This window comes from Chryseoglobus sp. 28M-23 (genome assembly GCF_014789785.1).
Classification (GTDB): Bacteria; Actinomycetota; Actinomycetes; order Actinomycetales; family Microbacteriaceae; genus Microcella; species Microcella indica.
In genome coordinates this window covers 544,846-569,663 of the sequence record NZ_CP061846.1, presented here as the reverse complement: position 1 = coordinate 569,663, position 24,818 = coordinate 544,846, and the positions used below count along the sequence as shown (strand labels likewise).

Below are 24,818 nucleotides of genomic sequence, written 5' to 3'. Positions count from 1 at the left end.
GCTCGACCGGCTAGAAGCGCGTCGAGTTCTCCATGAGCCGCTTCACCCTGTCGGGGATAGGGGGGTGGGTCTGGAACATGCGGTCGATCACTCCGGGCTTCATCGGGTCGCTGATCCACAAGTGCGCCATCGTCGAGCTCTGCTTGCGCATGGGGCGCGCGTAGTCGCCGAGCTTCTGGAGAGCGCTCGCGAGCGCCTCCGGGTCGCGCGTCGTGAGAGCGCCCGTCGCATCGGCGAGGTACTCCCGCTGCCGGGAGACGGCCGCCTGGATGAGGCTCGCGACGAGCGGCGCCACGATCATCGCGACGAGGCCGAAGATGAGCACGATCGGGTTGCCGTTGTTGCGATTGCCGCCGAAGAAGGCCATGCGCACCAGGATGTCGGCGAGCAGCCCGACCGCGACGACGAGACCGAACACGATCGTCGACACACGGATGTCGTAGTTCTTCACGTGGCCCAGCTCATGCGCCATGACCCCCGTGAGCTCCCGATCGTCCATGAGCTCGAGCAGGCCCGTGGTCGCAGCGACGCTCGCGTGCTCGGGGTCGCGACCCGTCGCGAAGGCGTTCGGCGCAGGATCGTTGACGATGTACACCTTGGGCATCGGCATGCCCTCCGTGATCGCGAGGTTCTCGACGATGCGGTAGAGGCGAGGGTTGTCCCGCTTCTCGATCTGGCGGGCACCCGCCATCGAGAGCGCTTGCGAGCTCGACGCGAAGTACTGGAACAGTACGTACGCTGTCGCGCCGATGAGCGTGCCGATGAAGATCGTCATGCCGCCGCCGTACAGGTAGTCGGCGACAAGGCCGAGACCCCCGATGAGCAGCACGAACACGATGATGATGAACACCGTGTTGCGCTTGTTCGCCGCAATGGCGCGATACACGTGCGGTTACTCCCTGCTCGCGAGCGCGGTGATCAGAACTGCACGCGCGGAGGCTCCGCGATCGCCGCGGCATCCGCCACCTCGAAGAAGTCGCGCTCGGTGAAGCCGAGGCCGCGCACGAAGAGCGTGTTCGGGAACTGCTTGATCTTGACGTTGAGCTCGCGCACCCCACCGTTGTAGAAGCGGCGAGACGCCTGGATCTTGTCCTCCGTGTCGACGAGCTCCCCCTGCAGCTGCAGGAAGTTCTGGCTCGCCTGGAGCTGCGGGTACGCCTCGGCGACCGCGAAGATGCTCTTGAGCGCCTGCTGCATGTGGTTCTCGGCCGCGCTCGCCTCTGCCGGGCCCTGCGCGGTCAGCGTCTCGGCGCGCGCCTTGGTGACGTTCTCGAAGACCTGCTTCTCGTGCGCCGCGTAGCCCTTGACGGCTTCGATGAGATTCGGCAGAAGGTCGGCACGGCGCTTGAGCTGCACCGTGATGTCGCTCCACGCCTCGTCGACGCGCACATTGAGGGTGACGAGCGAGTTGTACGTCGCCCATAGGTAGATGCCCGCGATGACGACGAGAAGGACGATGACGCCGACGATGACCAAGAATTCCATGAGCACAGCATAGAGCGCGCATCCGACCCGCAACAGGCGCCAGGCTTGGCGCCTCCTGTGGAGCCGCCCAGCAGTCACCGGCCCAACACGACATGATGGTCGCGAGGATGGTCCGATGTCGGCGCGCCGGCAGCACCGAGGGCCGTCACCCTCACGAGCGGAGAGGGGGATGAGCATGGGCCGCTCATCGTCGCCCGCTCGCGGGATGCTCAGGGCTGCGATCGTCGTCGCCGCGGCTACCGCACTCGCCGCACTGCCCTCCGTTCCTGCGGCGGCCGCAGCCTCGTTCACCGAGCCGACGAGCGACTTCGTCGGCACCGGGCACGTGGTGCTGCAGGGCACGAAGGAGGCCGAGAGCGCGCTCGAGCTGCGCCGCGCCGGCGCCGGCGTGGTGTGCACGATCACCGCCTCAGCGGCGACGACCTGGCAGTGCCCGTCGATCTCGGTGCCCAACGGCGAGCAGACCTTCACGGGGGTGGAGACCCTCGCCGACGACTCCGTCGAGCCGCTCGAGCCTCTCGTGCTGCGCGTCCTGCGTCCCCCCACGCTCGACGGTTCTGGAGCTCAGATCACGACGACGGGCCGGTTCACGGGTCAGGCTGAGCCCGGGGCGACCATCCAGGTGCAGTCTGACGGGTCCGGAGCTCCGCAGCAGCACTCGTGCCCAGCGGCGGTCGACAGCGGCTTCTGGTCGTGCGTCGTCATCCTCCCCGAAGGCGAGCACGAGGTGCGCGTGAGTCAATCGCTGCCCTCTCTCGGGCCGGAGTACTCGAGCTACTCCCCCGCGACGACGGCGACGATCGACCGCACGCCTCCCGCTGCTCCCCTCATCACGAGCCCTTCGAACGGCGATGCGGTGAGCGGCCCCGCGGTGACCGTCGCGGGCGAGGGAGAACCGGATGCCCGGGTGCAGGTCTTCACGCACGGCGACATCGCGTGCGAGGCCGACGTCGAGCCGACCGGCGAGTGGAGTTGCGCACTCGGCCTCCCCGGCCCCGGAGAGTGGACCCTGCAGGCACTGCAGCGGGATGTCGCCGGCAACTTCAGCAGCGCGAGCGAGCGCGTCGAGATCATCGCCTCCCCCCGCGGCCCCGACGGGGGAGGCGGATCGCCGGGCGGCCCTGCGGTGCCTCCCGCTCCCGCCCCGGAACCCGGTGGCACCGGGTCGCCCGAACCCGAGAGCTCACCGATCCCCAGCCCCACGACGCCCCCCGAGCGGCCGGCCCCCGGCGTGCCGTCGCCCCCGTTCGGCGAGAGCGGAAGCGGCGGTTCACCCGCCACCCACTGGGGCACCGAGACGGGTTTCGGAAACTCGCTGCCCTCCGCCGAGCAGATCATCGAGCGCGGCGGCTGGGCACTCGCCCCGATCGTGGCGCTCGCCTACCTGCTGCTCATCGCGCTCCCCCTGCGCGCGTACGCGACCATCGTCGGGCCACGGCTCGGCACCTCACCCTGGCGGCTCACCGGCCGCAACCGCCAGGACGAGGAGCCCGATGATGAGGAGCAGCAGGGCGAGGAGGGCGGCGAGCGGCCCGTCCTCTCCCCTCTCCTCGTCGTCGTCGCCACCTTCGCGGGTGCCGCGCTCGTCGCCGCGCTCTCCGGAGGCATCACGGCGGAAGTGCGGTACATCAGACTCATGGCTGCCATCGGGCTCGGGCTCGTGCTGCTCAACCTCTTCGCCGTCGTCATCCCCGCGAGGATCGCCGGGCGCGTGCTGCACGCCCCCGCACGCGCGCGACTGCTGCCGGGCATCCTGATCGTCGCCTTCGTCGCCGCGCTCCTCTCGCGCTTCCTCGACCTGCAGCCACCCGTCCTGCTCGGCGTGCTCCTCGCCTGCCTCGCCCTCGAGCCCGCGCGCCTGCGCGCGCGAGGGGGAGTCGCCATCGCTCAGATCGCGGGCGTCGCGACACTCGCCCTGCTCGCGTGGGCAGCGCACACCCTGCTCATGCCGACCGTCGGATTCTGGGAGACCTTCGCCGCCGAGACGATGGCGGCGATCGCCCTCGGCGGGTTCGGGTCGCTCCTGCTGCTCCTGCTGCCCATCGGCGGGCTGCCCGGTCGCGAGCTCTACGCCATCTCGCGAGGCGGCTGGGCCGTCGTCGCCCTCACGAGCGCCTCCGTCACGGGCGCGATCGTCGCCTCGGGCGCGAGCTTCCCGCTGCTCGCCCTCGGCCTCATCGCGCTCGGAATCGCCGCGGTGCTGACCGCGCTCACCGTCTGGGTGCGCTGGGTGGCACCCGCCCTCGACAGCTAATGTGGCGGGCGGGCCCCGGTAGCCCAATTGGCAGAGGCAGGCGACTTAAAATCGCTTCAGTCTGGGTTCGAACCCCAGCCGGGGTACTTCGCACGCGCGCGACCGCATAACCTGCGGTCGCGGGCACTAGCCCTTGGGGCGGGCCGCGAACTCCTGGAAGTATGCCGCGGGCTCCTCGCGCGCCGAGAGGCTCACGTTGTCGCGCCCGAGCACGAAGTTGCCGACCCAGTCGCCCACGACGCGCAGCTTGCGCTCCCACATGGGGATCGCGAGGCCGTGGTAGCCGCGGTGCATGACCCAGGCGGGGAAGCCCGTGACGGCGAACTTGCCCGACTGGAAGGCTCCGTAACCGAGGCCCAGGCCGGCGACGGCGCCGAGGTTCTTGTGCTCGTAGTCCTTCGGGTCCTCACCGCGCAGCACCGCCACGATGTTCTTCGCGAGCTGCTTGCCCTGGCGCACGGCGTGCTGCGCGTTGGGCACGCAGAACCCACCGACTCCGCCGCCCGAGAGGTCGGGCACCGCGGCGACGTCGCCCGCGGTCCACGCGGCGTCGACGATGCCGTTGTCGTCGATCACGCGCAGGTCTGCCTGCGCACGCAGGCGACCGCGCTCGTCGACCGGCAGGTCGGTGCCGCGTAGCACCGGGTTCGCCATGACGCCCGCCGTCCAGATGATGAGGTCCGACTCGAGGCTCTCGCCCGTCGACAGCTCGATGCGGCCGTCGACGGCGCTCGTGAGCTGCGTCTCGAGGTGCACGATCGCGGCACGCTGGGCCAGGTTCTTGAGAACCCAGTGGCTCGTCTTGAGCGACACCTCGGGCATGATGCGGCCCATCGCCTCGATGAGGTGGAAGTGCGTGTCGTCGATCGTCAGCTGCGGGTGGTCCCGCAGCAGGGCGCTCGCGAGGCTGCGCAGCTCGGCGAAGGTCTCGATGCCGGCGAAGCCGCCACCGACCACGACGACGGTGAGCAGCCGATCGCGCTCGGGGCCGGCCGGCAGCAGGGCGGCACGGTGGAAGTTGTCGATGAGGCGGTCGCGCACCGCGACGGCCTCCTCGATCGACTTCATGCCGATGGCCTCATCCGCGACGCCGGGAATGGGGAACGTGCGAGAGACGGAGCCGGCGGTCATGACGACGTGGTCGTAGTCGAGCTCGAAGGGCTCCCCCACCTCGGGCTCGATCGTGGCGGTCTTGCTGGCGTGGTTCACTCCCGACACCTTCGCCGTGATGACGCGGGTGCTCCTGAGGTGGCGCCGGTGCGAGACGACCGCGTGACGCGGCTCGAGGGAGCCCGCCGCGACCTCGGGCAGGAACGGCTGGTAGGTCATGTAGGGCAGCGGGTCGACGAGAACGACCTCGGCCTCACCCTTGCGCAGCCACTTCTCGAGCTTCAGAGCGGTGTAGAAACCGGCGTAGCCTCCACCGACGATGAGAATTCTGGGCACGAGAAAAACACTCCTTGTTTGGGGGAACCCGGTTAATCTACTCCGACGGCGTGCGCCTGGCGAACTGCACGGCGCCTGCGGTGACCGCTCCCACGACGACGAGCAGGAGCCCGAGCAGCAGGCCCACGATCGGCAGCACGGGTGCCGCCGCGGCGATCGCGGGCCGGGCATCCGCGACAGAGTCGTTCGCGAACGAGCCGCGGGCGATCGGTTCGCGCGCCGCGGGAAGGTCGGCTGCGACGGTGTCGGCCTCCGCTCGACGGTGCACGACGACCCACTCGGCGAGGCTGCCGAGCGGGTTGCTCGCGACAGGAGCGACGCTCGCGCCCACGGCCGCGCGCGCGTCGATGAGGCCGTAGCCGTAGAGCGGATCGGGCACGGTGGGCGTCGCGGGGCGGGCGGTGCGCAGAATGCGCTCGATGACGTTCGCGGCATCGAGCTCGGGATGCGCCGCGCGCACGAGCGCCGCGATGCCCGCGACGATCGGCGTGGCCCCGCTCGTGCCCTGCCACAGGGCGTGCCCGCCGCCCGGCACGGCGCCCACGAGCTGCTCGCTCGGAGCCATGACCCCGATCGTGATGCCCTGCGACGAGGCGTTGTCGCTCGCGACGCCCGAACGATCCACTCCGCCGACCGCGAGCACTCCCGGCATCGTCGCCGGCGCTCCCACCGACTCGGTGCCGCTGCCCCGGTTGCCCGCCGCCGCGACGACGACCACGTCGTTCTCCTCGGCGTAGCCGAACGCGTCGTCCCAGCTCTCCGGCCAGCCCAGAGTGTTGCGCGTAAGGGAGAGCGAGATGATGTCGGCGCCGTTGTCGACGGCCCATCGCACCGCGTCCGCGACCTGCGCGTCGGCGCTGCGCTCCCCCGCTCCGAAGGCGAGGGAAATGCTCAGCAGCGAGGCCGCTGGAGCCGCGCCGATGACGCCGTTCGTGGGCCCGCTGCCCCGTCCTGCCGCGAGGGAGGCCACCATGGTGCCGTGCGTGCTGCCCGTTCCGCTGACCGGCCGCGTTCCGTCGTCGGCTCCCCGCCCCGAGACGTCGGTACCCCCGACGACCGCGCCCGCGAGATCGGGATGCGCCGCGTCGACGCCCGAGTCGATGACCGCGATCGTGACACCGGCGCCTCGCGTGATCTGCCACGCCTCGCGAATTCCGTACTCGTCGAGCCAGTACTGGAGGTCTCTGATCGAGTCTGCGCGGGCATCCGGAGCCGGAGCGAGCGCGAGAGCGCCAGCGCCCGCCACGGCGAGCACGGTCAGGCGCGCTAGGAGCCGCGCAGGTCGGGAGTGCACGCGCACACCTCGGGGGTCCAGCCGCACTCTGCGAGGGCGCGGTCGCCGATCGGGTTGACGCCCGGCCCCACGGCCAGGGAATGGCCGACGAGGGCGTGCAGGCACTTGACCCTCGTCGGCATGCCCCCGGCGGAATAGTCGTCGATCTCGGGAACGTCCAGCAGCTGCCCGCGGTCGGCCAGGTACGCCTCGTGAGCGGCGCGGTACTGCGCAGCGACTGCGGAGTCCTCGGCGAGCATCGCCGTGAACTCGGCCATGCGGCCGTCGGCCTCGAGCCGCGAGACGGCCGCCGTCGCCGCGGGGTGGCTCAGGTAGTAGAGGGTCGGGAAGGGTGTTCCGTTCGAGAGCCGCGGCCGGGTCGCGACGACCGTGGGCGCGCCGCACACGCAGCGGGCGGGAATGCCGACGACGTCGCGCGCTGGGCGACCGAGCTGCGCACTCACGAGCGCGACATCGCCTTCGCTGAAGGGTGCGAACGGCGGCCGGCTCACTGCGCCCCCTCGAACGCAGGGGAGACGAGAGAGTCGGCCGGCAGGTCGGTGAGGCCCGCCGTGACGAAGGACGACAGCAGCGCGCGCGTCCAGTCGACGCGCGTCGTCTGAATCTCGTCGCTGATCGGCTGACCGTCATCCGAGGCGGGAGTGAGCCCGTCGTCGATCACGAGATAGCTGATGTCGCCCGGGTACACGTACAGCAGTCGACCTCGCGCTTGCGCCTCGATGTAGGCAGGGTCCTGCCAGCGATCGATCTCGATCTCGAGATCCTCGACCGCCGCCTGCTGCTCGGCGACCGTTCGCTCCAGCTCGGCGATCTCCTGCCGCTGCTCCACGAGGATGCGCAGGGAGGGCGCGAGCACGACGAGCCCCGCGACGATCAGCAGGAAGACGGTAACGGTGAACCCGGAGAGCTGAAGGTTGCGGAACCAGGCGCCCACCCCCAGCGCCTCCGCGGCCGGAGCCGGGGAGGCGCTGCGCGGGGGGCGGGCCACGGCTCCGCCTAGGCGGTGAAGCGCGGGAAGGCCGAGCGACCGGCGTACACGGCGGCCTCGCCCAGCTCCTCCTCGATGCGCAGCAACTGGTTGTACTTCGCGACGCGCTCCGAGCGCGCGGGCGCGCCCGTCTTGATCTGGCCGCAGTTCGTCGCGACCGCGAGGTCGGCGATCGTGGTGTCCTCCGTCTCGCCCGAGCGGTGCGACAGTACGGCCGTGTAGCCGCTGCGCTGGGCGAGGGAGACAGCGTCGAGCGTCTCGGTGAGCGTGCCGATCTGGTTGACCTTCACGAGGAGCGAGTTCGCGGTGCCGTGCGCGATGCCCTTCGCGAGTCGCGTGGGGTTGGTGACGAAGAGGTCATCGCCGACGATCTGCACCTTCGTGCCGACGTCGGTCGTGAGCGAGGCCCAGCCGTCCCAGTCGTCCTCGTCGAGCGGGTCCTCGATCGTGACGAGCGGGTACGCGTTCACGATCTCCGCGTAGAAGGCGGCCATCTCGGCCGCCGTGCGGGTCGAGCCCTCGAAGCTGTAGGCCCCGTCGGAGTAGAACTCGGTCGCCGCAACGTCGAGCCCGAGCGCGATGTCGGTTCCGGGCGTGAAGCCCGCCTTCTCGATCGCCGCGAGCAGGAAGTCGAGCGCGGCCTTCGTGCCGGGAAGGTCGGGGGCGAAGCCGCCCTCGTCGCCGAGACCGGTCGAGAAGCCGCCGGCCTTGAGCTCGCCCTTGAGCGCGTGGTAGGTCTCCGCACCCCAGCGCAGAGCCTCCGTGAAGCTCTCCGCGCCGATCGGCAGGATCATGAACTCCTGCACGTCGACGCCCGTGTCGGCGTGGGAGCCTCCGTTGATGACGTTCATCATCGGCACGGGAAGCACGTGGGCGTTGGGTCCGCCGACGTAGCGGAACAGGGGAAGGTCGGCAGAGTCGGCTGCCGCCTTCGCGACGGCGAGGGAGACGCCGAGGATGGCATTCGCGCCGAGCTTCGACTTGTTGTCGCTGCCGTCGGCGGCCATGAGAGCGGCGTCGATGAGACGCTGGTCGCTCGCGTCGAGGTTCTCCACGGCCGGGCCGAGCACGTCGAGCACGGCATCGACGGCCTTGAGCACGCCCTTGCCGAGGTACCGGCCCTTGTCACCGTCGCGCAGCTCATAAGCCTCGAAGGCGCCCGTCGATGCGCCCGAGGGCACGGCCGCGCGCGAAACCGTCCCGTCGTCGAGCAGAACCTCGACCTCCACAGTCGGGTTGCCTCGCGAGTCGAGGATTTCACGGGCTCCAACGGCCTCGATAGCTGCCACGGGTCAGTCTCCTTCGGTGGTGGTCGAATCTGCGGCTCCGAGCCTACGCCAGTCGAGAAGCGCGGGGTCGGGTGCGGAGTCGTGCGCCACGGGCGCGAAGCGGCGGAAGCCGTCCGCGTCGAGCTGCTCGAGAGCGGCGCGCAGATTCTTGGGCCGCTTCAGCAGACGCACCCGGGCGCCCTCCGCGACGAGGGCGGCCTGCAGGGTCACGATCGTCGCGGGAGCGACATCGCGGTCGTAGACGAGAGCCGCATCCTCTGCGCCCCCCGTCGTGGCGAGCTGCACGAGGTCGATGAGGCGCTCGAAGCCGAGCGAGAAGCCCGTCGCGGGCACCTCGCTGCCGAGGAACCGCCCGATCATGCCGTCGTAGCGGCCTCCGCCGCCCAGCGAGTAGCCGAGCTGCGGGTGCGCGACCTCGAAGATCGGGCCCGTGTAGTAGCCCATGCCGCGCACGAGGAACGGGTCGAACTGCAGCGGAAGCTCGGGCAGTGCCGCGCGCAGTGCGCGCAGATCGTCGAGGGCGGGGCTTCCGTCGAACGCGGGACTCTGCAGCAGGCTCCACGAGTCGTCCTCGTCGGCGGCGAGCGCCTCGAACAGGTCCCGCGCCTGCGTGACGCCGAGGGCGACGAGCTCCTCCACCACCCCGTCGACGCCGAGCTTGTCGAGCTTGTCGATCGTGATGAGCGCCTGCGGCTGCAGAGTCGCCGGCACGCCGTGCCGCGTGAGCCACGCCGTGAGCAGACGGCGGTCGTTGACGCGGATGCTGCAGTCGGGGATGCCGAGGGCGTCGAGCGCCGCCGAGGTCGCCGCGATGAGCTCCACCTCGGCGATGATGCCCGGCTCGCCGATGATGTCGATGTCGCACTGCACGAACTGCCGGTAGCGGCCCTTCTGCGGGCGCTCCGCCCGCCACACCGGCGCCACCTGGATGGCGCGGAACACGGTCGGCAGCTGCCCGCGGTTGCTCGCGTAGAAGCGCGCGAGCGGCACCGTGAGGTCGAACCGCAGCCCGAGGTCGGCGAGGTCGAGCGGCGACTCGGCGGTGCGCAGGTCATCCACGGTGAGACCGCGCCGCATGACCGCGAACGCAAGCTTCTCGTTGTCGCCGCCGAGGCCCGCGTGCAGGCGGTCGGCGTCCTCCATGACGGGAGTCTCGATCTCGTCGAAACCGTGCGCGCGGTACACGCCGCGCACCGTCGCGAGCACGCGCTCGCGCCGGGCCTTGTCGGCGGGCAGGATGTCGCGCATCCCGCGGGGCGGGGTCACCGGGCTGGCCATACGCTCGATTCTGTCACGCAGCCCGGGCGCCTCCGGCGCGCTCAGGCGATGCGGCTGCCCTTCGGCAGGCGACCCGCCGGGGTGCGCGTGCGCGCGATGCCGCCGCCCAGTACGAGTGCTGCGAGCAGGAGGTGCAGCAGCAGGCCGACGAACCAGCTGGGCACCGTGCGCTCAAAGATCTCCTGAGGCGTCTCGTAGTCGTTGAGAAGGTCGAGGTCGCCGGCGAGCGCCGCCGCGCACTCGTCCGTGACCATCTCGAGCTCGGGGGCGAGCTGGGCCGCCCGCACCCCCGTCGCGATGGTGCCGAACAGGTCTTGCGGGTTGCCATTGCTGTCGAACGTGGTCGGCGCGGCATCGGCGAGCACGACGTACGGGTTCGCGGCGAGGATGCCCCACACGTGGTCGAAGCGCGGCACGAGGTATTTGTAGGTCTCGGGCGGAAGGCACTCGACCTGCTCGGGGAATCCTGTCTGCGGATCGAACTCGCCCCCGACGGAGTAGTCGACGCCGATGTAGGTCGAGCGAACCTCTGACTGGAAGGCGAGCCCGCCGAGCGTGAAGGCGATGAGCGTGCCGATGCTCAGCGCGGCGACGGCCAGGTAGGTCGTCACGACCGAGAACAGGGCTCGAGACATGAGTGCGGAGAGACCGACGCCGATCGCGGCGACGACGCCGAGCTCGAGCACGAGCACGCCGAGCGAGGCCAGGAGCGTGTCGAGCCGCACGCCGCCCGCCACAACGGAGAAGACGAGGAACGGCAGGGAGGCGAGCAGGAAGGTGAGCGCCACGGTCCAGGCCGCCACGAACTTGCCGAGCACGATCTGCGGCGCACTCGCGAGCGTCACCTGCGTCGTCGCGAGCGTTCCGGCGTCCCGATCGCCGTTGACCGCGCCCCCGCTGATGGCGGGCGTGACGAGAGTGCCCACGAGCAGCACGAAGAAGATGATGGTCGAGTAGACGCCCGCCGTCTCGGCGTCGCCCCCGAAGGCGGAGATCGAGGCCCACAGCATCGCCGTGACGACGCCCACGAGCACGAAGACGACGATCACGAGGACGATCCAGGCGACCGAGCGGATGCGCTGCCGCAGCTCGAGCAGGATGATCGTGCCGAGTGTGTCCCAGTACCGGGTCATCGCGCCTCCTCCGGCCGCTCGCCGCGCGCCAGGTCGAGGAAGGTGTGCTCGAGGTCGCCCACCGCCGGCCCGAAGGCGCTCACGGCGACTCCCGCGCTCACGAGACGAGCCAGCAGGGCGGCCGCGTCGGCCTCGCTCGCCACGGAGACCAGGGTGCCGAGGTGGTCCTGACCAGCGCTCTCGACGCCCTCGCTCGCGAGCGCTGCCGACAGAGCCGCGGGGTCGACCGCGCGGATGCGCCACTGTCGCGCCCCCGCACGCGAGGACTCGATGCGCTCGGCGCTGGCGGTGACGCCGTGGTCGAGGTACACGGCGGCGTCGGCCATCTCGTCGAGCTCGGCGAGCACGTGGCTGGAGACGAGCACCGCGACGCCCTCCGCAGCGAGCTGCCGCACGAGGACCCTCAGGTCGACGCGCGCCGCCGGGTCCAGGCCCGACGCGGGCTCGTCGAGCAAGAGCACGTCCGGCCGATGCACGAGCGCGCGCGCGAGGCTCAAACGCTGCTTCTGGCCGCGGCTGAGAACGCGCGTCGGCTGATCGGCGAGGGACTCGAGCCCTACGAGCTCGATGAGCTCGCGCGCCCGCTCGCGGGACTGCGCCGGCGTGAGCTCGTACAGCCGCCCCGTCGTCTCGAGCGTCTGCCGCACGCTCAGCGTCGCCCACGAGCCGAGCACGTCGGGCATCCACCCCATGCGCTGGCGCACCGCTCGCGCATCGTGCACGGGGTCGGCTCCGGCGATACGCACGGTTCCCGCATCCGGCGCGAGCAGGGTCGCGAGCACGAGCATGAGCGTGGTCTTGCCGGAGCCGTTGGGGCCGATGAGGGCCGTGACCGACCCGGCGTGCGCGGTGAAGCTCGCGTCGCGCACGGCGTGCACGTCTCCAAAGGAGCGCGCGACCCCGTGTACCTCGATCGCGGCGCCGCTCGAGGCGTGCGAGGGGGTTGCCGTCATGAGCGTCAGTCAACCACTGTGCGAGCCGCTGCCGACTCTGCCGCGCGGATGCGCGACTCGAGATCGCGCACGGCGGCGCGCAGGGCGCGCTCGGCGTCCAGCCCCTGTGCGCGGCCCGCGGCCACGAGGCTCAAGAGCCGGTGCCCCAGTTCGGCCTCGTCGTCGAGACCCGGCTCGCTCTCGTCGACCGCGATGTCGGCGGAGACGCTGTGCGCTCGCCCGAGGACCTTCTCGGCCCGGGCGAGCGCGGGCAGGCCTGCCGGGACGCCGTCGAGCACCGAGGTGCGTGCTGGCTTCTGCTGCCGCTTCCACGTCTCCCAGTTCGCCGCGACGTCGTCCGCTGTGTCGGCGACCACGTCGCCGAAGACGTGCGGGTGGCGGCCGACCATCTTCGCGGTCGTCGCGGCCGCGACATCCTCGATCGTGAACGGATGCTCGGCGCTCGCCGCCGCGATGTCCGCGTGGAACAGCACCTGGTAGAGAACGTCGCCCAGCTCTTCGAGCACGTCCTCGCGCGAGCCGTGCTCGATGGCCTCGATGAGCTCGTGCGACTCCTCGACGAGGTACTGCACGAGGCTCTCGTGCGTCTGCTCAGCGTCCCAGGCGCAGCCGCCGGGAGCCCGCAGGTACTCGAGCACGGCGATGAGTTGGTCCAGCTGCGGGTGCGGTCGCGGGGTCGGGAGCTCGCTCATGCCGCCATCCTCTCAGCCCGCCTCGCTGCCGCGTGCAGGAGACTGGGGGCGTGCTCCCCGACCTCGACTGGCTCACTCGGCTCGCGGCCGCCCTCCTCGCGACCGGCCTGCTCGTGCTGTTCCTCGTGCGCGCCATCCGCAAGGATCGCCGCGAGTACGCGCGCTTCCGCCGCTACCGTTCGACGGTGCGCCGCCAGGCGATGCTGCGGCGCTGGCTCATCGAATCGCTCGCCCTCTTCGGCGGCACCGCCGCTCTCGTGCTCCTCGCGGTGCACCCGTTCGTCGCGCCGCTGCTCGCCGAGACGCAGGCCCTGCCGCCGGTGGCCTGGCTGCGGGATGCTCTGACCGGCGGCCTCGGAGCCGGCCTGCTGCTCGGCGCCGTCGTCGGCGGCACCCTGCTCACCGTGCTCGGCGTGCGCAGCGCCCGCGCCGAGGGCGGCGTCATCATGGTGGGCGACATCGCCTCGCTCCTGCCGCGCAACCGGCCCGAGCTCGGCTGGGGCGCGGCGCTCTCGGTCAACGCAGGGATCGTCGAGGAGGCGCTGTTCCGTCTCGCGCTCCCCGCCCTGCTCGTGATCGTGACGGGCGAGCCGCTCAGCGCCTTCGTGCTCGCCGCTCTCGTCTTCGGCGCGCTGCACGCCTACCAGGGGTGGCTCGGTGTCGTCGCGACGAGCGTCGTTGGCCTGCTCTTCACGACGCTCTACGTCGTGAGCGGCAGCATTCTGCTCGCGATGCTCGTGCACGTGCTGTTCGATCTGCGCACGCTCGTCGTCATCCCGATGGCCGTGTACCGCGTGCACAAGGTGCCGGGCAGCGTGCGGTTCCCCCGCCCTCTCGCCCTCGCTGCCCAGCCGGAGGCCGACGCCTAGTCGCGAGCGGCGGATGCGGCGGGCTCTGCGGCGTAGAGGTTCTCCAGGGTGCGCCCGACCCATTCGATGAGGTCGTCGTCGCTCGCATCCTTCGGCAGCGGAACGGCGACGGCGCGCTGCTGCGCGAAGTACTTCGCCCCCGGGTACATGCGCTGCAGCCGCAGCTGGCGCGAGTCGGGCAGCTCGAGCCCCACGATGCGCAGCATCTGCCCCATGACGACGACGTCGCTGAGCCCCAGACCCTGGGCGAGCCGCCGCAGTCTCGACACCGCGAGCAGGGCGTGCACGGGGGCGGGTGGGTCGCCGTAGCGGTCGGCCAGCTCCTCGAGAACCGCACCGAGAGCATCCTCGTCGCTCGTCGGCGCCGCCGCGGTCGAGAGCTTCTGATAGGCCTCGAGCCGTAGGCGCTCGCTCTCGATGAACTCCTCGGGAATCCGCGCGTCGACGGGCAGTTCGAGTCGCAGCTCCGTCTGCTCGGCAGCCGCGTCGCCGCGGAACGTGCTCACCGCCTCGCCGATCATGCGCAGGTAGAGGTCGAAGCCGACTCCAGCGATGTGGCCGGCCTGCTCGGCCCCGAGCAGGTTGCCGGCGCCGCGGATCTCGAGATCCTTCATGGCGATCTGCATGCCTCCGCCGAGGTCGGTGTGCGCGGCGATCGTCTGCAGGCGGTCGTGCGCGGTCTCGCTGAGCGGCTTCGACTCGTCGTACAGGAAGTATGCGTAGGCGCGCTCGCGCCCGCGGCCGACGCGCCCGCGCAACTGGTGCAGCTGCGAGAGACCGTACTTGTCGGCGCGGTCGATGATGAGCGTATTGGCGTTGGCGACGTCGAGGCCGGTCTCGATGATCGTCGTCGACACGAGCACGTCGAACTTGCGCTCCCAGAAGTCGACCATGACCTGCTCGAGCAGTGACTCGCTCATCTGGCCGTGGGCGACGGCGACGCGCGCATCCGGAACCAGCTCGGCGAGGTGGGAGGCGACCCGCTGGATGCTCGACACGCGGTTGTGCACGTAGAACACCTGCCCCTCGCGCAGCATCTCGCGGTGGATCGCGGCGGCGACCTGCTTGTCGCTGTAGGCGCCCACGTAGGTGAGGATCGGGTGGCGGTCCTCGGGCGGGGTCGCGAGCGTCGACATCTCGCGGATGCCCGTCACCGCCATCTCGAGCGTGCGGGGAATCGGCGTCGCCGACATCGCGAGCACGTCCACGTTGTGCTTGAGCTTCTTGAGCGCGTCCTTGTGCTCGACGCCGAAGCGCTGCTCCTCGTCGATGATCACGAGCCCCAGGTCTTTGAACTGGACGCCCTGGCTGAGGATGCGGTGCGTGCCGATGACGACGTCGACGGTGCCGCGCTCGAGGCCCTCGAGGGTCTCCTTCGCCTCGCGGTCGGACTGGAAGCGGCTGAGCGCGCGCAAGTGCACGGGGAAGCCCGCGAAGCGCTCGGCGAAGGTCTCCATGTGCTGCTTCACGAGCAGCGTCGTCGGCACGATCATGGCCACTTGCTTGCCGCCCTGCACGGCCTTGAACGCCGCGCGCACGGCGACCTCCGTCTTGCCGTAGCCGACGTCACCAGCAAGCAGGCGGTCCATGGGGATCGGCCGCTCCATGTCAGCCTTGACCTCGTCGATCGTCGTGAGCTGATCGGGGGTCTCCGCGAAGGGGAAGGCCTCCTCGAGCTCGCGCTGCCACGGGGTGTCGGGCTCGAAGGCGTGCCCCTTGCTCGACATGCGTGCCGAGTAGAGCTTGACGAGCTCGACGGCGATGTCGCGCACCGCGCGGCGGGCACGGCCCTTCGCGGCGGCCCAATCGCTGCCGCCCATCTTGCTGAGCGTCGGCGCCTCCCCGCCGACGTAGCGGCTGAGCAAGTCGAGCTGGTCGGTGGGCACGTAGAGCTTATCGCCGGGATAGCCGCGCTTGCTCGGCGCGTACTCGAGCAGGAGGAACTCGCGCGTCGTCTTCACCGCGTTGCGGCCGCCCGTGGAGACCTCGCGCGTCGTGAGCTCGACGAAGCGCCCGATGCCGTGCGTGACGTGCACGACGTGGTCGCCCGGCGTGAGCTGCAGCGGGTCGACCTGCGTCTTGCGGCGGCTCGCGAGCTTCTTCGGCTGCCGCGAATCGTAGCCGACGCTGCGACCGTAGAACTCGGTCTCGCTCAGGAGGCCCAAGCGCAGCTCGGGCAGCTCGAAGCCGTGCTCGACGCTGCCCTGCACGAGGTAGACGACGCCGGCCTCGAGCACGTCGGGCAGCTCATCGACCTCGCGCGCGGCGACCTCCTGCTCGGCGAGCACGTCGGCGGCGCGCTCGACGAGACCATGACCGCCTGCGACGACGACCATCGACCAGCCGGCCCGCGCCCGCTCGGCGACGTGGTCGACGGCGCCCGCGCTCGTGCCCGCGAAGCTCGGAGGCTCGGAGGCGTCGATGCGCACAACCTCGGGGTCGTCGGCGTCGAACGCGCTCACCGTGAACCAGGCGCGATCGCCCGCCGCGAGTCGCAGGCCGTTCACGGTGAGGAAGTCGCCGGCGTCGAGGTCGATGGGCGCCTCAGCCCCCGCCGTCGCGGCGTGCCAGGCCGCCGTGAGGAACTCGCGGTTGGTCTCGGCGAGGCTCACGGCGCGCGTCGCGACCCGCTCGGGGCTCAGGACGGCGACGGACGCTGCGGCGGGCAGGTAGTGCGTGAGCGGCACGAGCTCGTCGACGAGGGCGGGCGCGAGGCTCTCCATTCCTTCGACGGGAATCCCCTCGCCGATCTTCTCGAGCAGCTGCTGCAGGCTCGGGAACTCGTGCTGCATCTCGCGCGCGCGCTGGCGCACCGCGTCGGTGAGCAGCAGCTCGCGCGTGGGCGGCAGCTCGACGCTCGCGACCTCGTCCGGCAGCGAGCGCTGGTCGGCGACGGAGAACTCGCGCAGCTGCTCGACCTCGTCGCCGAAGAACTCGACGCGCACCGGGTGCTCGGCGACCGCGGGGAAGACGTCGAGGATGCCGCCGCGCACGGCGAACTCGCCGCGGCGCGTCACCATGTCGACGCGCGTATAGGCCAGATCGACCAGATGGCGCGTGACCTCGGCGAGGTCGTAGCCTCGACCGCCGGCCCTCAGGCGCACGGGCTCGATGTCGGTCAGGCCGGTGGCGAGGGGCTGCAGGGCGGCGCGCACGGACGCGACGACGACCAGGTCGCCGCGCCGGGCATCCTCATCGTGCTCCCATGCCGCGAGCGCCCGCAGCGTGCGGATGCGCCGGCCGACCGTCTCGGCGCTCGGGCTCAGACGCTCGTGCGGCAGAGTCTCCCACGCCGGCAGGTCGAGGATGGTCGTGCCGGGTGCGACGCACGCGAGCGCCTGCTGCACGGCTTCGGCCTCACGGCCGGTCGCCGCGATCACGAGAAGGCACTGCGGGCCGTCACGACGCTCGAGCAGGCCCGCCAGGAGCGGAACGCGCAGGCCTTCGACGACGGAGAAGTCGGTGCTGCGCGCAGCGTGGTCGAGCGCCTTCTCGAGGGTGCGGGCGCGCGACAGGGCAGGGATCAACCGCTCGAGACTCACGTCGGACGAGTCTACGCGGCCACCCTGACGCTCGGCCGGGGGCGGGATGCCCGGCTCAGGCTCGCGGAGCGTGCACGCGCTGCTGGGCAGCGAGCAGACCCTCGTCGACGATGAGCTCGACCGCGTCGGCGGCGTCCGACAGCACGAACGGCAGTCGGGCGCGCTCGGCGGCCGGGAAGTCGCGGAGGACATAGTCGGCCGCCTCCTGGCGACCCGGAGGCCGCCCGACCCCGACGCGCACGCGCACGAACTCCGGGGTGCCGAGCGCCTTGATGACGTCGCGCACGCCGTTCTGGCCGCCGTGCCCGCCGTCGGCCTTCAGCCTGATCGTCTCGAACGGCAGATCGATGTCGTCGTGGATGACGATCGTGCGCTCCGGCGGAATGCCGAAGTAGGCGGCAGCGCTCGAGACGGGGCCGCCCGAGGTGTTCATGTAGCTCAACGGGCGCGCCAGCACGAGCTTGGGCCCGCCGGGCCGCACGCGCCCCTCGGCGAGCATCGTGGTCGTGCGGTGCCGACTGAAGCGCGCGCCGATGCGGTCGGCGAGCTCGTCGAGCACCATCGCGCCTACGTTGTGGCGGTTGCCGGCGTAGCCGGGCCCGGGGTTGCCGAGCCCGGCCACAAGCCAGGTACTGCCGTCTGCCGCGCTCGGCTGCGAGCGCCGCTGCAGGCCGAACATGGTGGCGGGGTGCTCGGCTCGCTAGTCGTCCGACTCGGAGTCGCCGGCCTCGGCCGACGCGTCCTCGGCGGTCTCGCCCTCGGCGGCCTCGCCCTCGGCGGCTTCATCGCCCTCGGCGACCGTCGCGCGCGGCACGGTGATGTTGACCACGAGCGCCTCCGGGTCGGTGATGAGGGTCGTGCCGGAGGGCAGCTCGACGTCGGATGCGTGAATCTGCGCGCCCTCCTCGAGACCCTCGATCGAGACCGTGAACGACTCGGGAATGTGCGTGGCCTCGGCCTCGACGGTGAGCGTGTTGTGGTCGACCATCGCGATCGTGCCGGGGGCGGACTCGCCCTCGAGGTGCACGTACACGTCGACGGTGACCTTCTCGCCCTTGCGCACGACGATCATGTCGATGTGCTCGATGAGCTGGCGCACCGGGTCCTTCTGCACGTCCTTGACGAGCGCGAGCAGCTTCTCGCCCTCGATGTCGAGCGTCACGATGACGTTCGACTTGCGCAGCAGCAGCGCGGTCTCGTGGCCCGGCAGCGCGATGTGGCGCGGCTCGGTGCCGTGGCCGTACACCACGGCGGGGATCTTGTGGGTCGCGCGCAGCTTGCGGGCCGCGCCCTTGCCGAAGGCCGTGCGGTCCTCGGCGATGAGCTTGTTCTGGTCAGCCATGGGTGAATCTCCTTGATCGGTGGGCTCCTGGCCCGGTCTGTGGTGTCGTCTCGAACGCGCGAACGCGTGAGGAAAGACCGTGAATGCCTTGCCCACCGCGTCGATCACGGAGCGTGTAGCACGCTCCCTCGCCGAAGTCCGCCCGTCAGTCTACCCGAGCACGGGGCGGTCGAACACCGCCGCGATCTCCTCGGCGAGAGACTCGACGCTGCGCGCGGCGTCGACCTCGATGACGACTTCGTCATCCTCCGGGTCGTCGAGCGTCGCGAGCTGCGAGTCGAGCAGCTGCTCGGTCATGAAGTGGCCGGTGCGCCCCGCGAGGCGCTCGGAGAGCAGTTCGCGTGTCGCCCGCAGCAGGACGAAGGCCGTGAGCGGAGCATCCTGCCGCAGTCGATCGCGATACGACCGGCGCAGGGCGCTGCACGCCATGATGCAGGGCGCGTCGTCGCGCAGGGATGCGGCGACGGCGTCCAGCCAGGGGGCGCGGTCCTCATCGGTGAGAGGGATGCCCGACCGCATCTTCTCGACGTTAGCCGGGCTGTGCAGGTCGTCGGCATCGAGGAACCGCACGCTCGCGAGCGCGGCCGCCTCGAGGCCCACGGTCGTCTTGCCTGCCCCCGAGACGCCCATGAGGACGAGCGAGAGGGTGCCGCTCAGAGCGCACCCCGGCGAGCATCGCCGACGGGCAGGGGAGCGAGGCGCGTGACCTCGACCGGCTCCGCCAGATGACCGTCGAGTGCGGCGACGAGGGCCGCGACCGGGGCGCCCGCGCCGTGCGCGTCGAGCTCGGCCGCGCTCGACCACTTCTCGAGCATGACGATGCTGCCATCGGGAGCATCGTGGATCGCGTAGAGCTCGCACCCCGGCTCGTCGTGCACGAGCGGGATCGCCTCGCGCAGAGCGTCGAGCACGGCACCGCGGCTCTCGGGCAGCGGGCGGAAGTACGCGGTCACAACGACGGGCTCGGCGGAGGTCATGGGGTCAGGGTACCCGTCGCACCGCAGAATCCTGGGCGCCCGCTCACGGCGCGAGGGACTCGCGAGAGGGGAGGCTCTAGGCTGGGAAGAGCCGTGCGACCGCGTCCCGCACCCCCGTGCATCTCATCCGCCCCACACCCGCAGGAGTTCCCCGTGACCCAGCCCACCGCCAACATCGGAGTCGTCGGACTCGCCGTCATGGGGTCGAACCTGGCCCGCAACCTCGCCAGCCGCGACGGCAACACGGTCGCCGTGTACAACCGCTCCTACGAGAAGACGGAGACTCTCCTCTCCGAGCACCCCGAAGCCGGTTTCGTCGCCACGCAGGACTACGCCGAGTTCGCCGCCGCCCTGCAGAAGCCCCGCACCGCCATCATCATGGTGCAGGCCGGCCGCGGCACAGACGCCGTCATCGACGCGCTCACCGAGGTGTTCGAGCCGGGCGACATCATCGTCGACGGCGGCAACGCTCTCTTCACCGACACGATCCGCCGTGAGAAGGCCGTGCGCGAGACGGGCATCAACTTCGTGGGCGCCGGCATCTCCGGCGGCGAGGAAGGCGCCCTGCTGGGGCCCTCGATCATGCCGGGCGGCTCCGCCGAGGCATGGGTCACGCTCAAGCCCATCCTCGAATCGATCGCGGCCGTGGCCGAGGGCGAGCCCTGCGTCACCCACGTCGGCACCGACGGCGCCGGCCACTTCGTCAAGATGATCCACAACGGCATCGAGTATGCCGACATGCAGCTCATCGCCGAAGGCTACGACCTGCTGCGCCGCGTCGGCGAGCTCGACCCCGCCGAAATCGCCGACATCTTCGCCGAGTGGAACACCGGCGAGCTCGAGAGCTACCTCATCGAGATCACCGCCGAGGTGCTGCGCCAGGTGGATGCCGAGACCGGCAAGCCCCTCGTCGACGTCATCCTCGATCAGGCCGGCGCGAAGGGCACCGGTGCGTGGACCGTCAAGAGCGCCCTCGACCTCGGCGTGCCCGTGAGCGGCATCGCCGAAGCCGTCTTCGCCCGCTCACTCTCCTCCAAGCCCGCGCAGCGCGCCGCCGCCGCCGGCATGCCCTCCGGCGCCGAGGAGTGGCGGGTCACCGACCGGGACGCCTTCATCGAGGACGTTCGGCGCGCGCTCTTCGCCTCCAAGATCGTCGCGTACAGCCAGGGGTTCGACGCCATCGTCGCGGGCGCCGAAGAGTACGGCTGGAGCATCGAGAAGGGCGACATCGCCAAGATCTGGCGGGCCGGCTGCATCATCCGCGCGCGCTTCCTCAACCGCATCACCGACGCCTACGCCGAGCAGCCCGACCTCGTGGCCCTCGTCACGGCACCGTACTTCGCCGACGCCGTCTCGGGTGCGCTTCCGTCGTGGCGACGCGTCGTCGCGGGCGCCGCGCTCGCCGGCATCCCCACCCCCGCCTTCGCCTCCTCGCTCTCCTACTACGACGGCCTGCGCGCCGACCGCCTGCCCGCCGCCCTCGTGCAAGGGCAGCGCGACTTCTTCGGAGCGCACACGTACCAGCGCGTCGACAAGGACGGCACCTTCCACACGCTGTGGAGCGGCGACCGCGCCGAGATCAGCGCCGCCGACACGCACTGAGGACCTTCAGCTGCGGGAGTACTTCGCTCGGGCGAGGGACTGGTCTCCGCTCACGCGACCCACGAACCAGCGGGTGAAGAGGAGCAGGCCGGGCACGAGAAACGCGATGAGAGCGGCGCCCGTCGAGAGCGACACGACGAGCACCGTCGCGAAAGACTCCCCCGCGATCGGCTCTCCCACGCGCAGCGCCCCAGCGGCACCCGTCACGAGAACGCTCGCGGCATAGCCCGCGAGCGTCGTGATCGCCACCGCGGGCGCCACGGTCACGACGCGCGAGGCGGCGTACCAGGCGCCGGCGAGACCCGCGGCCTGCGCGGCGGCGCCCGCGAGCCACTCCGGCTGCGTCCAGAAGTACAGCTGGGGCGCGCCTCCCAGGGCCAGGGAGCCGAGCAGCCCGACGGCTCCCTGCAGGCCCCACACGAGCGCCGCGCTCAGGAACGCCCACACGAGCGTGCGACCAGCGCCCAGCGCCGCCACGGCCCGCCCCGGCGAACCAGCCGCGGGGCCCGTGGGGCCCGTGCGGCGCGCGGGCGGAGCCTCGTCGAGGTCGGACTGCCACTCTGGCTCGTCCGACCCGAGCGGTCGGGGCGCCACGAAAGTCTCGATGCGCACGCCCGCGACGCTCAGCGGCGGGTCCAGCACGAGAGCCTCGCCCCAGAACGTCTCGATCGTGCGACCCGGCAGCGTCGGCGGCGCGGGCGACGTCGCAAAGGCGGTTGCATCGGTCGAGGGGCCCTGCGAGGTGAGCATGGCATCGCGCAGCGACTCCAGCTCGAGCGCGGTGCGCGCCAGCGACAGGCGACTCAGCGACCCCGCACCGGTGTGGCGGGCACGCGCGACAGCGCGCAGAGCGGCCGCCGCCGCGAACCAGCCCGTGGCGTGATCGAGCGCCTGCACAGGAAGGGGCACCGGTGTCTCGGCGGCAGCCTGCAGCATCCCCCGGTGCGCGATGCCCGAGGACATCTGCACGAGGCTGTCGAAGCCGCGCCGCCCTGCCCACGGGCCCGAATACCCGTACGCGTCGATCTGCACCTCCACGAGTCCGGGTCGCACGCGCCGCAGCGTCGCGGCATCGAGCCCCATCGAGTCGAGGGCCCCCGGGCGATAGCCGTGCACGAGAACGTCGGCCTCCGCGAGCAGGGCCAGCAGCTCCGCGCGATCCTCCACGTCGTCGGTGTCGAGGCGCGTGCACCGCTTGCCGAGCGTCATGTCCGGCGCCACCGACGGCTCATTCCAGCTCGGCGGATCCACGCGCAGAACATCGGCCCCCAACAAGGCGAGCACGCGCGTCGCCACAGGCCCGGCGAGCACACGCGTCAAGTCGAGCACCCGCACGCCGGCGAGGGGCCGCTCCGCCACCCCCGCGGGGAGCGGTCGACCCGCCTCGCGCACGTCCACCGCGACGAGAGGCTCCGCGGCCACCGCGATGCCCTGAGGATGCCGCGACCACTGCTCGACGGACCGCATGACCGCGGCGCATCCGCCGGCGATCACGACCTCCGTCTCGAGCACGTCGCCGGTCCACCGCTCGACCGCCGCGGCGACCGCCGCGCGGTCGGCCGGCTCCGGCACTCCGAGCACGCGCAGGGCGACCGCCCGATGGTGGGGAGCGTTCGTGTGCAGTCGGATCCAGCCGTCGGCCGTGCGGTAGTCGCCCGCGATCGCGTCCCACGGCGAGGCAAGCGGCTGAACCGGTCGCACCGCCGCGGAGAACCAGGCGTCAGCGAGAGGTCCGTCGACCACGACCGAGCCGCTCGCCCCCTCCGCATGCGCGGACTCCTCGACGGCAGGATGGCCCGACCCTTCGGCGAGCCTCGCGAGCGCGAGGCCGACCGCGCCGACGGCTTGCGCTGCGAACACGCTGACCGGGTACGCGCCGCCCAGGGTCGGCGTGCCCGTCACGGCGACGGCGGGTGTCTCGGTCATGCGTCCTCCGGGGTTCGACGCGACGGTGCTGCGCCGCCGCGGACGGCGAGCACCCGCACGAGTAGCCCTGCCGCCAGCAGCACGGCCGTGCCGAGCAGCGAGCCCCACGGCAGCGCGGCGACGAGCAGCACGCAGCCGAGCAGGCCCGCCACCGCGACGGCGCGCGGCTGCCAGCGGTACTGCGCCTCCTGACGCAGAGCCGCGAGGTGCGCGATCGCGTAGTAGAGCAGCACCGCCGCACTCGAGGCCGCCACGAGCTGCGCCGGCTCGAGCAGCAGCACGATCACGATCGCGACCGCAGCGATCACCCCCTCCGCGACGACCGGAGCGTGGGTGCGCGGCGACACGTGGGCGAGCACGCCGGGCAGGTCGCGCTCGCGCGCCATCGCGAGCGACGTGCGACTGAGCCCCGCGAGGATCGCCATGAGGGAGCCCAGGCACGCGACACCCGCGAGCACCGCGACGAGCGGGCGCCACGCGGGGTCGAGAAGCTCCGCCAGCGGGGAGGCGCTCGCGGCGATAGCACCAGACGACAGTCGACTCGTGAGCGTGATCGCGATGATCGCGTAGAGGGCGAGGACGACGCCGAGGGCGAGAAGAATCGCGCGCGGCAGCGTGCGCCGAGGATCGCGCACCTCCTCCCCCAGTGTCGCCATGCGCGCGTAGCCCGCGAAGGCGAAGAACAGGAGCGCGGCGGCCTGCACGACGTCGTACGGAGTGGCGAGCGTGAGGTCGAGCTCGGGGCCGCCCGGCTGGGGGGCGGCGAAGGCCGCGACGAGCATCCCGATCAGACCCGTGAGCACGACCGAGACGATGACCAACGACACACGGGCCGTCGTGCGCACTCCCGTCATGTTGAGCGCGGCGAACACGACGATGAGGCCGACGGCGAGCGGCGTACGGGCCTCCGGCCACACGTACGCGGCGGCGACCGACGCGATCGCGGCGGCCGACGCCGTCTTGCCGGTCACGAACAGCCACCCCGCGGTGAAGCCCCACCACGGGCCCACCCAGCGGCGCCCGAACGCGTACGCCCCGCCCGACACCGGGTGCGCCATAGCGAGCTGCGTCGTGCTGAACGCGTTGAGCGTCGCGACGACCGCGGCGACGAGCAGCGCCACGAGCAGACCGCCCGCGCCGGCAGCCGCCGACGCCGGCGCCCACACGAAGAACGCCCCAGCACCGATCATCGACGCGAGCCCGATGCCCACCGCCCCGACGACGCCGAGGCTGCGAACGAGCCCCCCGGGCGACGACGTGGGCACGCTCGGGCTCATGGACGCCAGACTATCGGCGCGCACAGGGTCCGGAGCGGCGGGTGCGAGACTGGAGGAGATGGCCGATGACGAGAACCCCCGCGAGCTCGACGACTGGGAGCCCTACGACGCCTCCGACGACGAGGCGACCACCCCGTGGGAGCGCCGCCGCCGGATCATGCGCATCGTCGCCCTCATCACCATGATCGCCATGGTCGTACCCGGCGCGCTCACATCATGGGCGATCGCGCAGTCCACTGCCGAGAGGTCGTGCCGCATCGCGGTCGACTACTACGCCAACGAGCGCACGCCCTCGCGCGTCGCCTTCGAGCTCGGCTCTCCCGACACGCTCGGCTGGAACTGCTACGCCGTCGCCCCCACCGGGGAGGTGCGCGTCGCGCTGCTCGGGCTCATCCCGGGCCCGCCCCGCCTCGTGCCCACGACACGCGTCTGACGCTCGCGCTCGGCACAGGCCGAGCCGAGTCTGGGCGG

22 protein-coding genes and 1 tRNA gene are annotated in these 24,818 nt (G+C 71.5%); 5 read left to right on the top strand and 18 right to left on the bottom strand.

Annotation, left to right across the window (positions count from 1 at the left end):
- Positions 1-10: 10 nt before the first annotated feature.
- Together IE160_RS02805 and IE160_RS02800 are read right to left on the bottom strand one after the other, a co-directional pair.
- The gene (locus tag IE160_RS02805) at positions 11-886 is read right to left on the bottom strand and encodes a M48 family metalloprotease (RefSeq protein ID WP_191151596.1); all 876 of its coding nucleotides are present in this window, start codon (positions 884-886) and stop codon (positions 11-13) included.
- 32 nt (positions 887-918) lie between these two features.
- Positions 919-1,485, bottom strand: a complete 567-nt coding sequence (locus IE160_RS02800; RefSeq protein WP_179873250.1) for a LemA family protein — start codon at positions 1,483-1,485, stop codon at positions 919-921.
- A 175-nt stretch (positions 1,486-1,660) separates the two neighbouring features.
- On the opposite strand from IE160_RS02800, the gene IE160_RS02795 reads away from it, so the two are divergent.
- Complete coding sequence (locus tag IE160_RS02795) at positions 1,661-3,739, top strand: hypothetical protein (protein ID WP_179873249.1); 2,079 nt, start codon at positions 1,661-1,663, stop codon at positions 3,737-3,739.
- 12 nt (positions 3,740-3,751) lie between these two features.
- Positions 3,752-3,825 (top strand) — tRNA-Leu (locus IE160_RS02790).
- 40 nt (positions 3,826-3,865) lie between these two features.
- Here IE160_RS02790 and IE160_RS02785 read toward each other — a convergent pair.
- From IE160_RS02785 to IE160_RS02745, 9 genes are read right to left on the bottom strand one after another with little or no spacing between them, the layout of a single operon-like run.
- Positions 3,866-5,185: an NAD(P)/FAD-dependent oxidoreductase gene (locus IE160_RS02785; protein ID WP_191151595.1), complete on the bottom strand. Its 1,320-nt coding sequence runs from the start codon at positions 5,183-5,185 to the stop codon at positions 3,866-3,868.
- Positions 5,186-5,222: 37 nt separating this feature from the next.
- Complete coding sequence (locus IE160_RS02780; RefSeq protein ID WP_224744536.1) at positions 5,223-6,479, bottom strand: S8 family serine peptidase; 1,257 nt, start codon at positions 6,477-6,479, stop codon at positions 5,223-5,225.
- Positions 6,452-6,970 carry a DUF501 domain-containing protein gene (locus tag IE160_RS02775; RefSeq protein WP_179873247.1) on the bottom strand — a complete coding sequence of 173 codons (519 nt, stop codon included), beginning with the start codon at positions 6,968-6,970 and terminating at the stop codon, positions 6,452-6,454. Before IE160_RS02775 ends, IE160_RS02780 begins: the two co-directional genes overlap by 28 nt.
- Positions 6,967-7,467 (bottom strand): FtsB family cell division protein, encoded by a 501-nt coding sequence (locus IE160_RS02770; protein WP_218925626.1) that lies wholly within the window; start codon positions 7,465-7,467, stop codon positions 6,967-6,969. The genes IE160_RS02775 and IE160_RS02770 overlap by 4 nt, the downstream gene beginning before the upstream one ends.
- 8 nt (positions 7,468-7,475) lie before the next feature.
- Positions 7,476-8,756: a phosphopyruvate hydratase gene (gene eno, locus IE160_RS02765; protein ID WP_191151594.1), complete on the bottom strand. Its 1,281-nt coding sequence runs from the start codon at positions 8,754-8,756 to the stop codon at positions 7,476-7,478.
- A gap of 3 nt (positions 8,757-8,759) precedes the next feature.
- Positions 8,760-10,034 carry a histidine--tRNA ligase gene (hisS, locus tag IE160_RS02760; protein ID WP_191151593.1) on the bottom strand — a complete coding sequence of 425 codons (1,275 nt, stop codon included), beginning with the start codon at positions 10,032-10,034 and terminating at the stop codon, positions 8,760-8,762.
- Positions 10,035-10,075: 41 nt separating this feature from the next.
- The gene (locus IE160_RS02755; protein WP_191151592.1) at positions 10,076-11,167 is read right to left on the bottom strand and encodes an ABC transporter permease; all 1,092 of its coding nucleotides are present in this window, start codon (positions 11,165-11,167) and stop codon (positions 10,076-10,078) included.
- Positions 11,164-12,120, bottom strand: coding sequence for an ABC transporter ATP-binding protein (locus tag IE160_RS02750; protein WP_191151591.1), 957 nt, complete (start codon positions 12,118-12,120; stop codon positions 11,164-11,166). Before IE160_RS02750 ends, IE160_RS02755 begins: the two co-directional genes overlap by 4 nt.
- Before the next feature lie 5 nt (positions 12,121-12,125).
- Complete coding sequence (locus tag IE160_RS02745) at positions 12,126-12,812, bottom strand: nucleoside triphosphate pyrophosphohydrolase (RefSeq protein ID WP_191151590.1); 687 nt, start codon at positions 12,810-12,812, stop codon at positions 12,126-12,128.
- Positions 12,813-12,862: 50 nt separating this feature from the next.
- On the opposite strand from IE160_RS02745, the gene IE160_RS02740 reads away from it, so the two are divergent.
- The gene (locus IE160_RS02740) at positions 12,863-13,681 is read left to right on the top strand and encodes a CPBP family intramembrane glutamic endopeptidase (RefSeq protein ID WP_191151589.1); all 819 of its coding nucleotides are present in this window, start codon (positions 12,863-12,865) and stop codon (positions 13,679-13,681) included.
- Here the strand turns inward: IE160_RS02740 and mfd are convergent.
- The 5 genes from mfd to IE160_RS02715 all read right to left on the bottom strand — a co-directional run bounded on the left by mfd (position 13,678) and on the right by IE160_RS02715 (position 19,542).
- On the bottom strand, positions 13,678-17,223 hold the full coding sequence (gene mfd, locus IE160_RS02735; RefSeq protein ID WP_191151588.1) for a transcription-repair coupling factor: 3,546 nt from the start codon (positions 17,221-17,223) through the stop codon (positions 13,678-13,680). The two genes, IE160_RS02740 and mfd, sit on opposite strands and share 4 nt — an antisense overlap.
- 55 nt (positions 17,224-17,278) lie before the next feature.
- Positions 17,279-17,902, bottom strand: coding sequence for an aminoacyl-tRNA hydrolase (gene pth, locus IE160_RS02730; protein WP_179873239.1), 624 nt, complete (start codon positions 17,900-17,902; stop codon positions 17,279-17,281).
- Between the two features lie 21 nt (positions 17,903-17,923).
- Positions 17,924-18,565, bottom strand: a complete 642-nt coding sequence (locus IE160_RS02725; protein WP_179873238.1) for a 50S ribosomal protein L25/general stress protein Ctc — start codon at positions 18,563-18,565, stop codon at positions 17,924-17,926.
- 150 nt (positions 18,566-18,715) lie between these two features.
- The gene (locus IE160_RS02720; protein ID WP_191151587.1) at positions 18,716-19,195 is read right to left on the bottom strand and encodes a gluconokinase; all 480 of its coding nucleotides are present in this window, start codon (positions 19,193-19,195) and stop codon (positions 18,716-18,718) included.
- A gap of 23 nt (positions 19,196-19,218) precedes the next feature.
- Positions 19,219-19,542, bottom strand: a complete 324-nt coding sequence (locus IE160_RS02715; RefSeq protein ID WP_179873236.1) for a putative quinol monooxygenase — start codon at positions 19,540-19,542, stop codon at positions 19,219-19,221.
- 198 nt (positions 19,543-19,740) lie between these two features.
- Here IE160_RS02715 and gnd point away from each other — a divergent pair, with 198 nt between their 5' ends.
- Positions 19,741-21,144, top strand: coding sequence for an NADP-dependent phosphogluconate dehydrogenase (gene gnd / locus IE160_RS02710; RefSeq protein WP_246299380.1), 1,404 nt, complete (start codon positions 19,741-19,743; stop codon positions 21,142-21,144).
- A 6-nt stretch (positions 21,145-21,150) separates the two neighbouring features.
- Here the strand turns inward: gnd and IE160_RS02705 are convergent, their stop codons facing one another.
- Entirely contained in the window at positions 21,151-23,070 is a 1,920-nt protein-coding gene (locus IE160_RS02705; RefSeq protein ID WP_191151586.1) for a CoA transferase, read from the bottom strand.
- Complete coding sequence (locus tag IE160_RS02700) at positions 23,067-24,347, bottom strand: APC family permease (RefSeq protein ID WP_191151585.1); 1,281 nt, start codon at positions 24,345-24,347, stop codon at positions 23,067-23,069. The genes IE160_RS02705 and IE160_RS02700 overlap by 4 nt, the downstream gene beginning before the upstream one ends.
- A 58-nt stretch (positions 24,348-24,405) precedes the next feature.
- Here IE160_RS02700 and IE160_RS02695 point away from each other — a divergent pair, with 58 nt between their 5' ends.
- Positions 24,406-24,780 (top strand): hypothetical protein, encoded by a 375-nt coding sequence (locus tag IE160_RS02695; RefSeq protein ID WP_179873232.1) that lies wholly within the window; start codon positions 24,406-24,408, stop codon positions 24,778-24,780.
- The last annotated feature ends 38 nt before the right edge of the window (positions 24,781-24,818 follow it).

Bases quoted from the DNA above. Each gene is read 5' to 3' on its own strand.
- IE160_RS02800 (WP_179873250.1), bottom strand. From the start codon at position 1,485: ATGGAATTCTTGGTCATCGTCGGCGTCATCGTCCTTCTCGTCGTCATC.
- IE160_RS02795 (WP_179873249.1), top strand. From the start codon at position 1,661: ATGGGCCGCTCATCGTCGCCCGCTCGCGGGATGCTCAGGGCTGCGATC.
- hisS (WP_191151593.1), bottom strand. From the start codon at position 10,034: ATGGCCAGCCCGGTGACCCCGCCCCGCGGGATGCGCGACATCCTGCCC.
- IE160_RS02755 (WP_191151592.1), bottom strand. From the start codon at position 11,167: ATGACCCGGTACTGGGACACACTCGGCACGATCATCCTGCTCGAGCTG.
- IE160_RS02750 (WP_191151591.1), bottom strand. From the start codon at position 12,120: ATGACGGCAACCCCCTCGCACGCCTCGAGCGGCGCCGCGATCGAGGTA.
- IE160_RS02745 (WP_191151590.1), bottom strand. From the start codon at position 12,812: ATGAGCGAGCTCCCGACCCCGCGACCGCACCCGCAGCTGGACCAACTC.
- pth (WP_179873239.1), bottom strand. From the start codon at position 17,902: ATGTTCGGCCTGCAGCGGCGCTCGCAGCCGAGCGCGGCAGACGGCAGT.
- IE160_RS02725 (WP_179873238.1), bottom strand. From the start codon at position 18,565: ATGGCTGACCAGAACAAGCTCATCGCCGAGGACCGCACGGCCTTCGGC.
- IE160_RS02720 (WP_191151587.1), bottom strand. From the start codon at position 19,195: ATGGGCGTCTCGGGGGCAGGCAAGACGACCGTGGGCCTCGAGGCGGCC.
- IE160_RS02715 (WP_179873236.1), bottom strand. From the start codon at position 19,542: ATGACCTCCGCCGAGCCCGTCGTTGTGACCGCGTACTTCCGCCCGCTG.
- gnd (WP_246299380.1), top strand. From the start codon at position 19,741: ATGGGGTCGAACCTGGCCCGCAACCTCGCCAGCCGCGACGGCAACACG.
- IE160_RS02705 (WP_191151586.1), bottom strand. From the start codon at position 23,070: ATGACCGAGACACCCGCCGTCGCCGTGACGGGCACGCCGACCCTGGGC.
- IE160_RS02700 (WP_191151585.1), bottom strand. From the start codon at position 24,347: ATGAGCCCGAGCGTGCCCACGTCGTCGCCCGGGGGGCTCGTTCGCAGC.
- IE160_RS02695 (WP_179873232.1), top strand. From the start codon at position 24,406: ATGGCCGATGACGAGAACCCCCGCGAGCTCGACGACTGGGAGCCCTAC.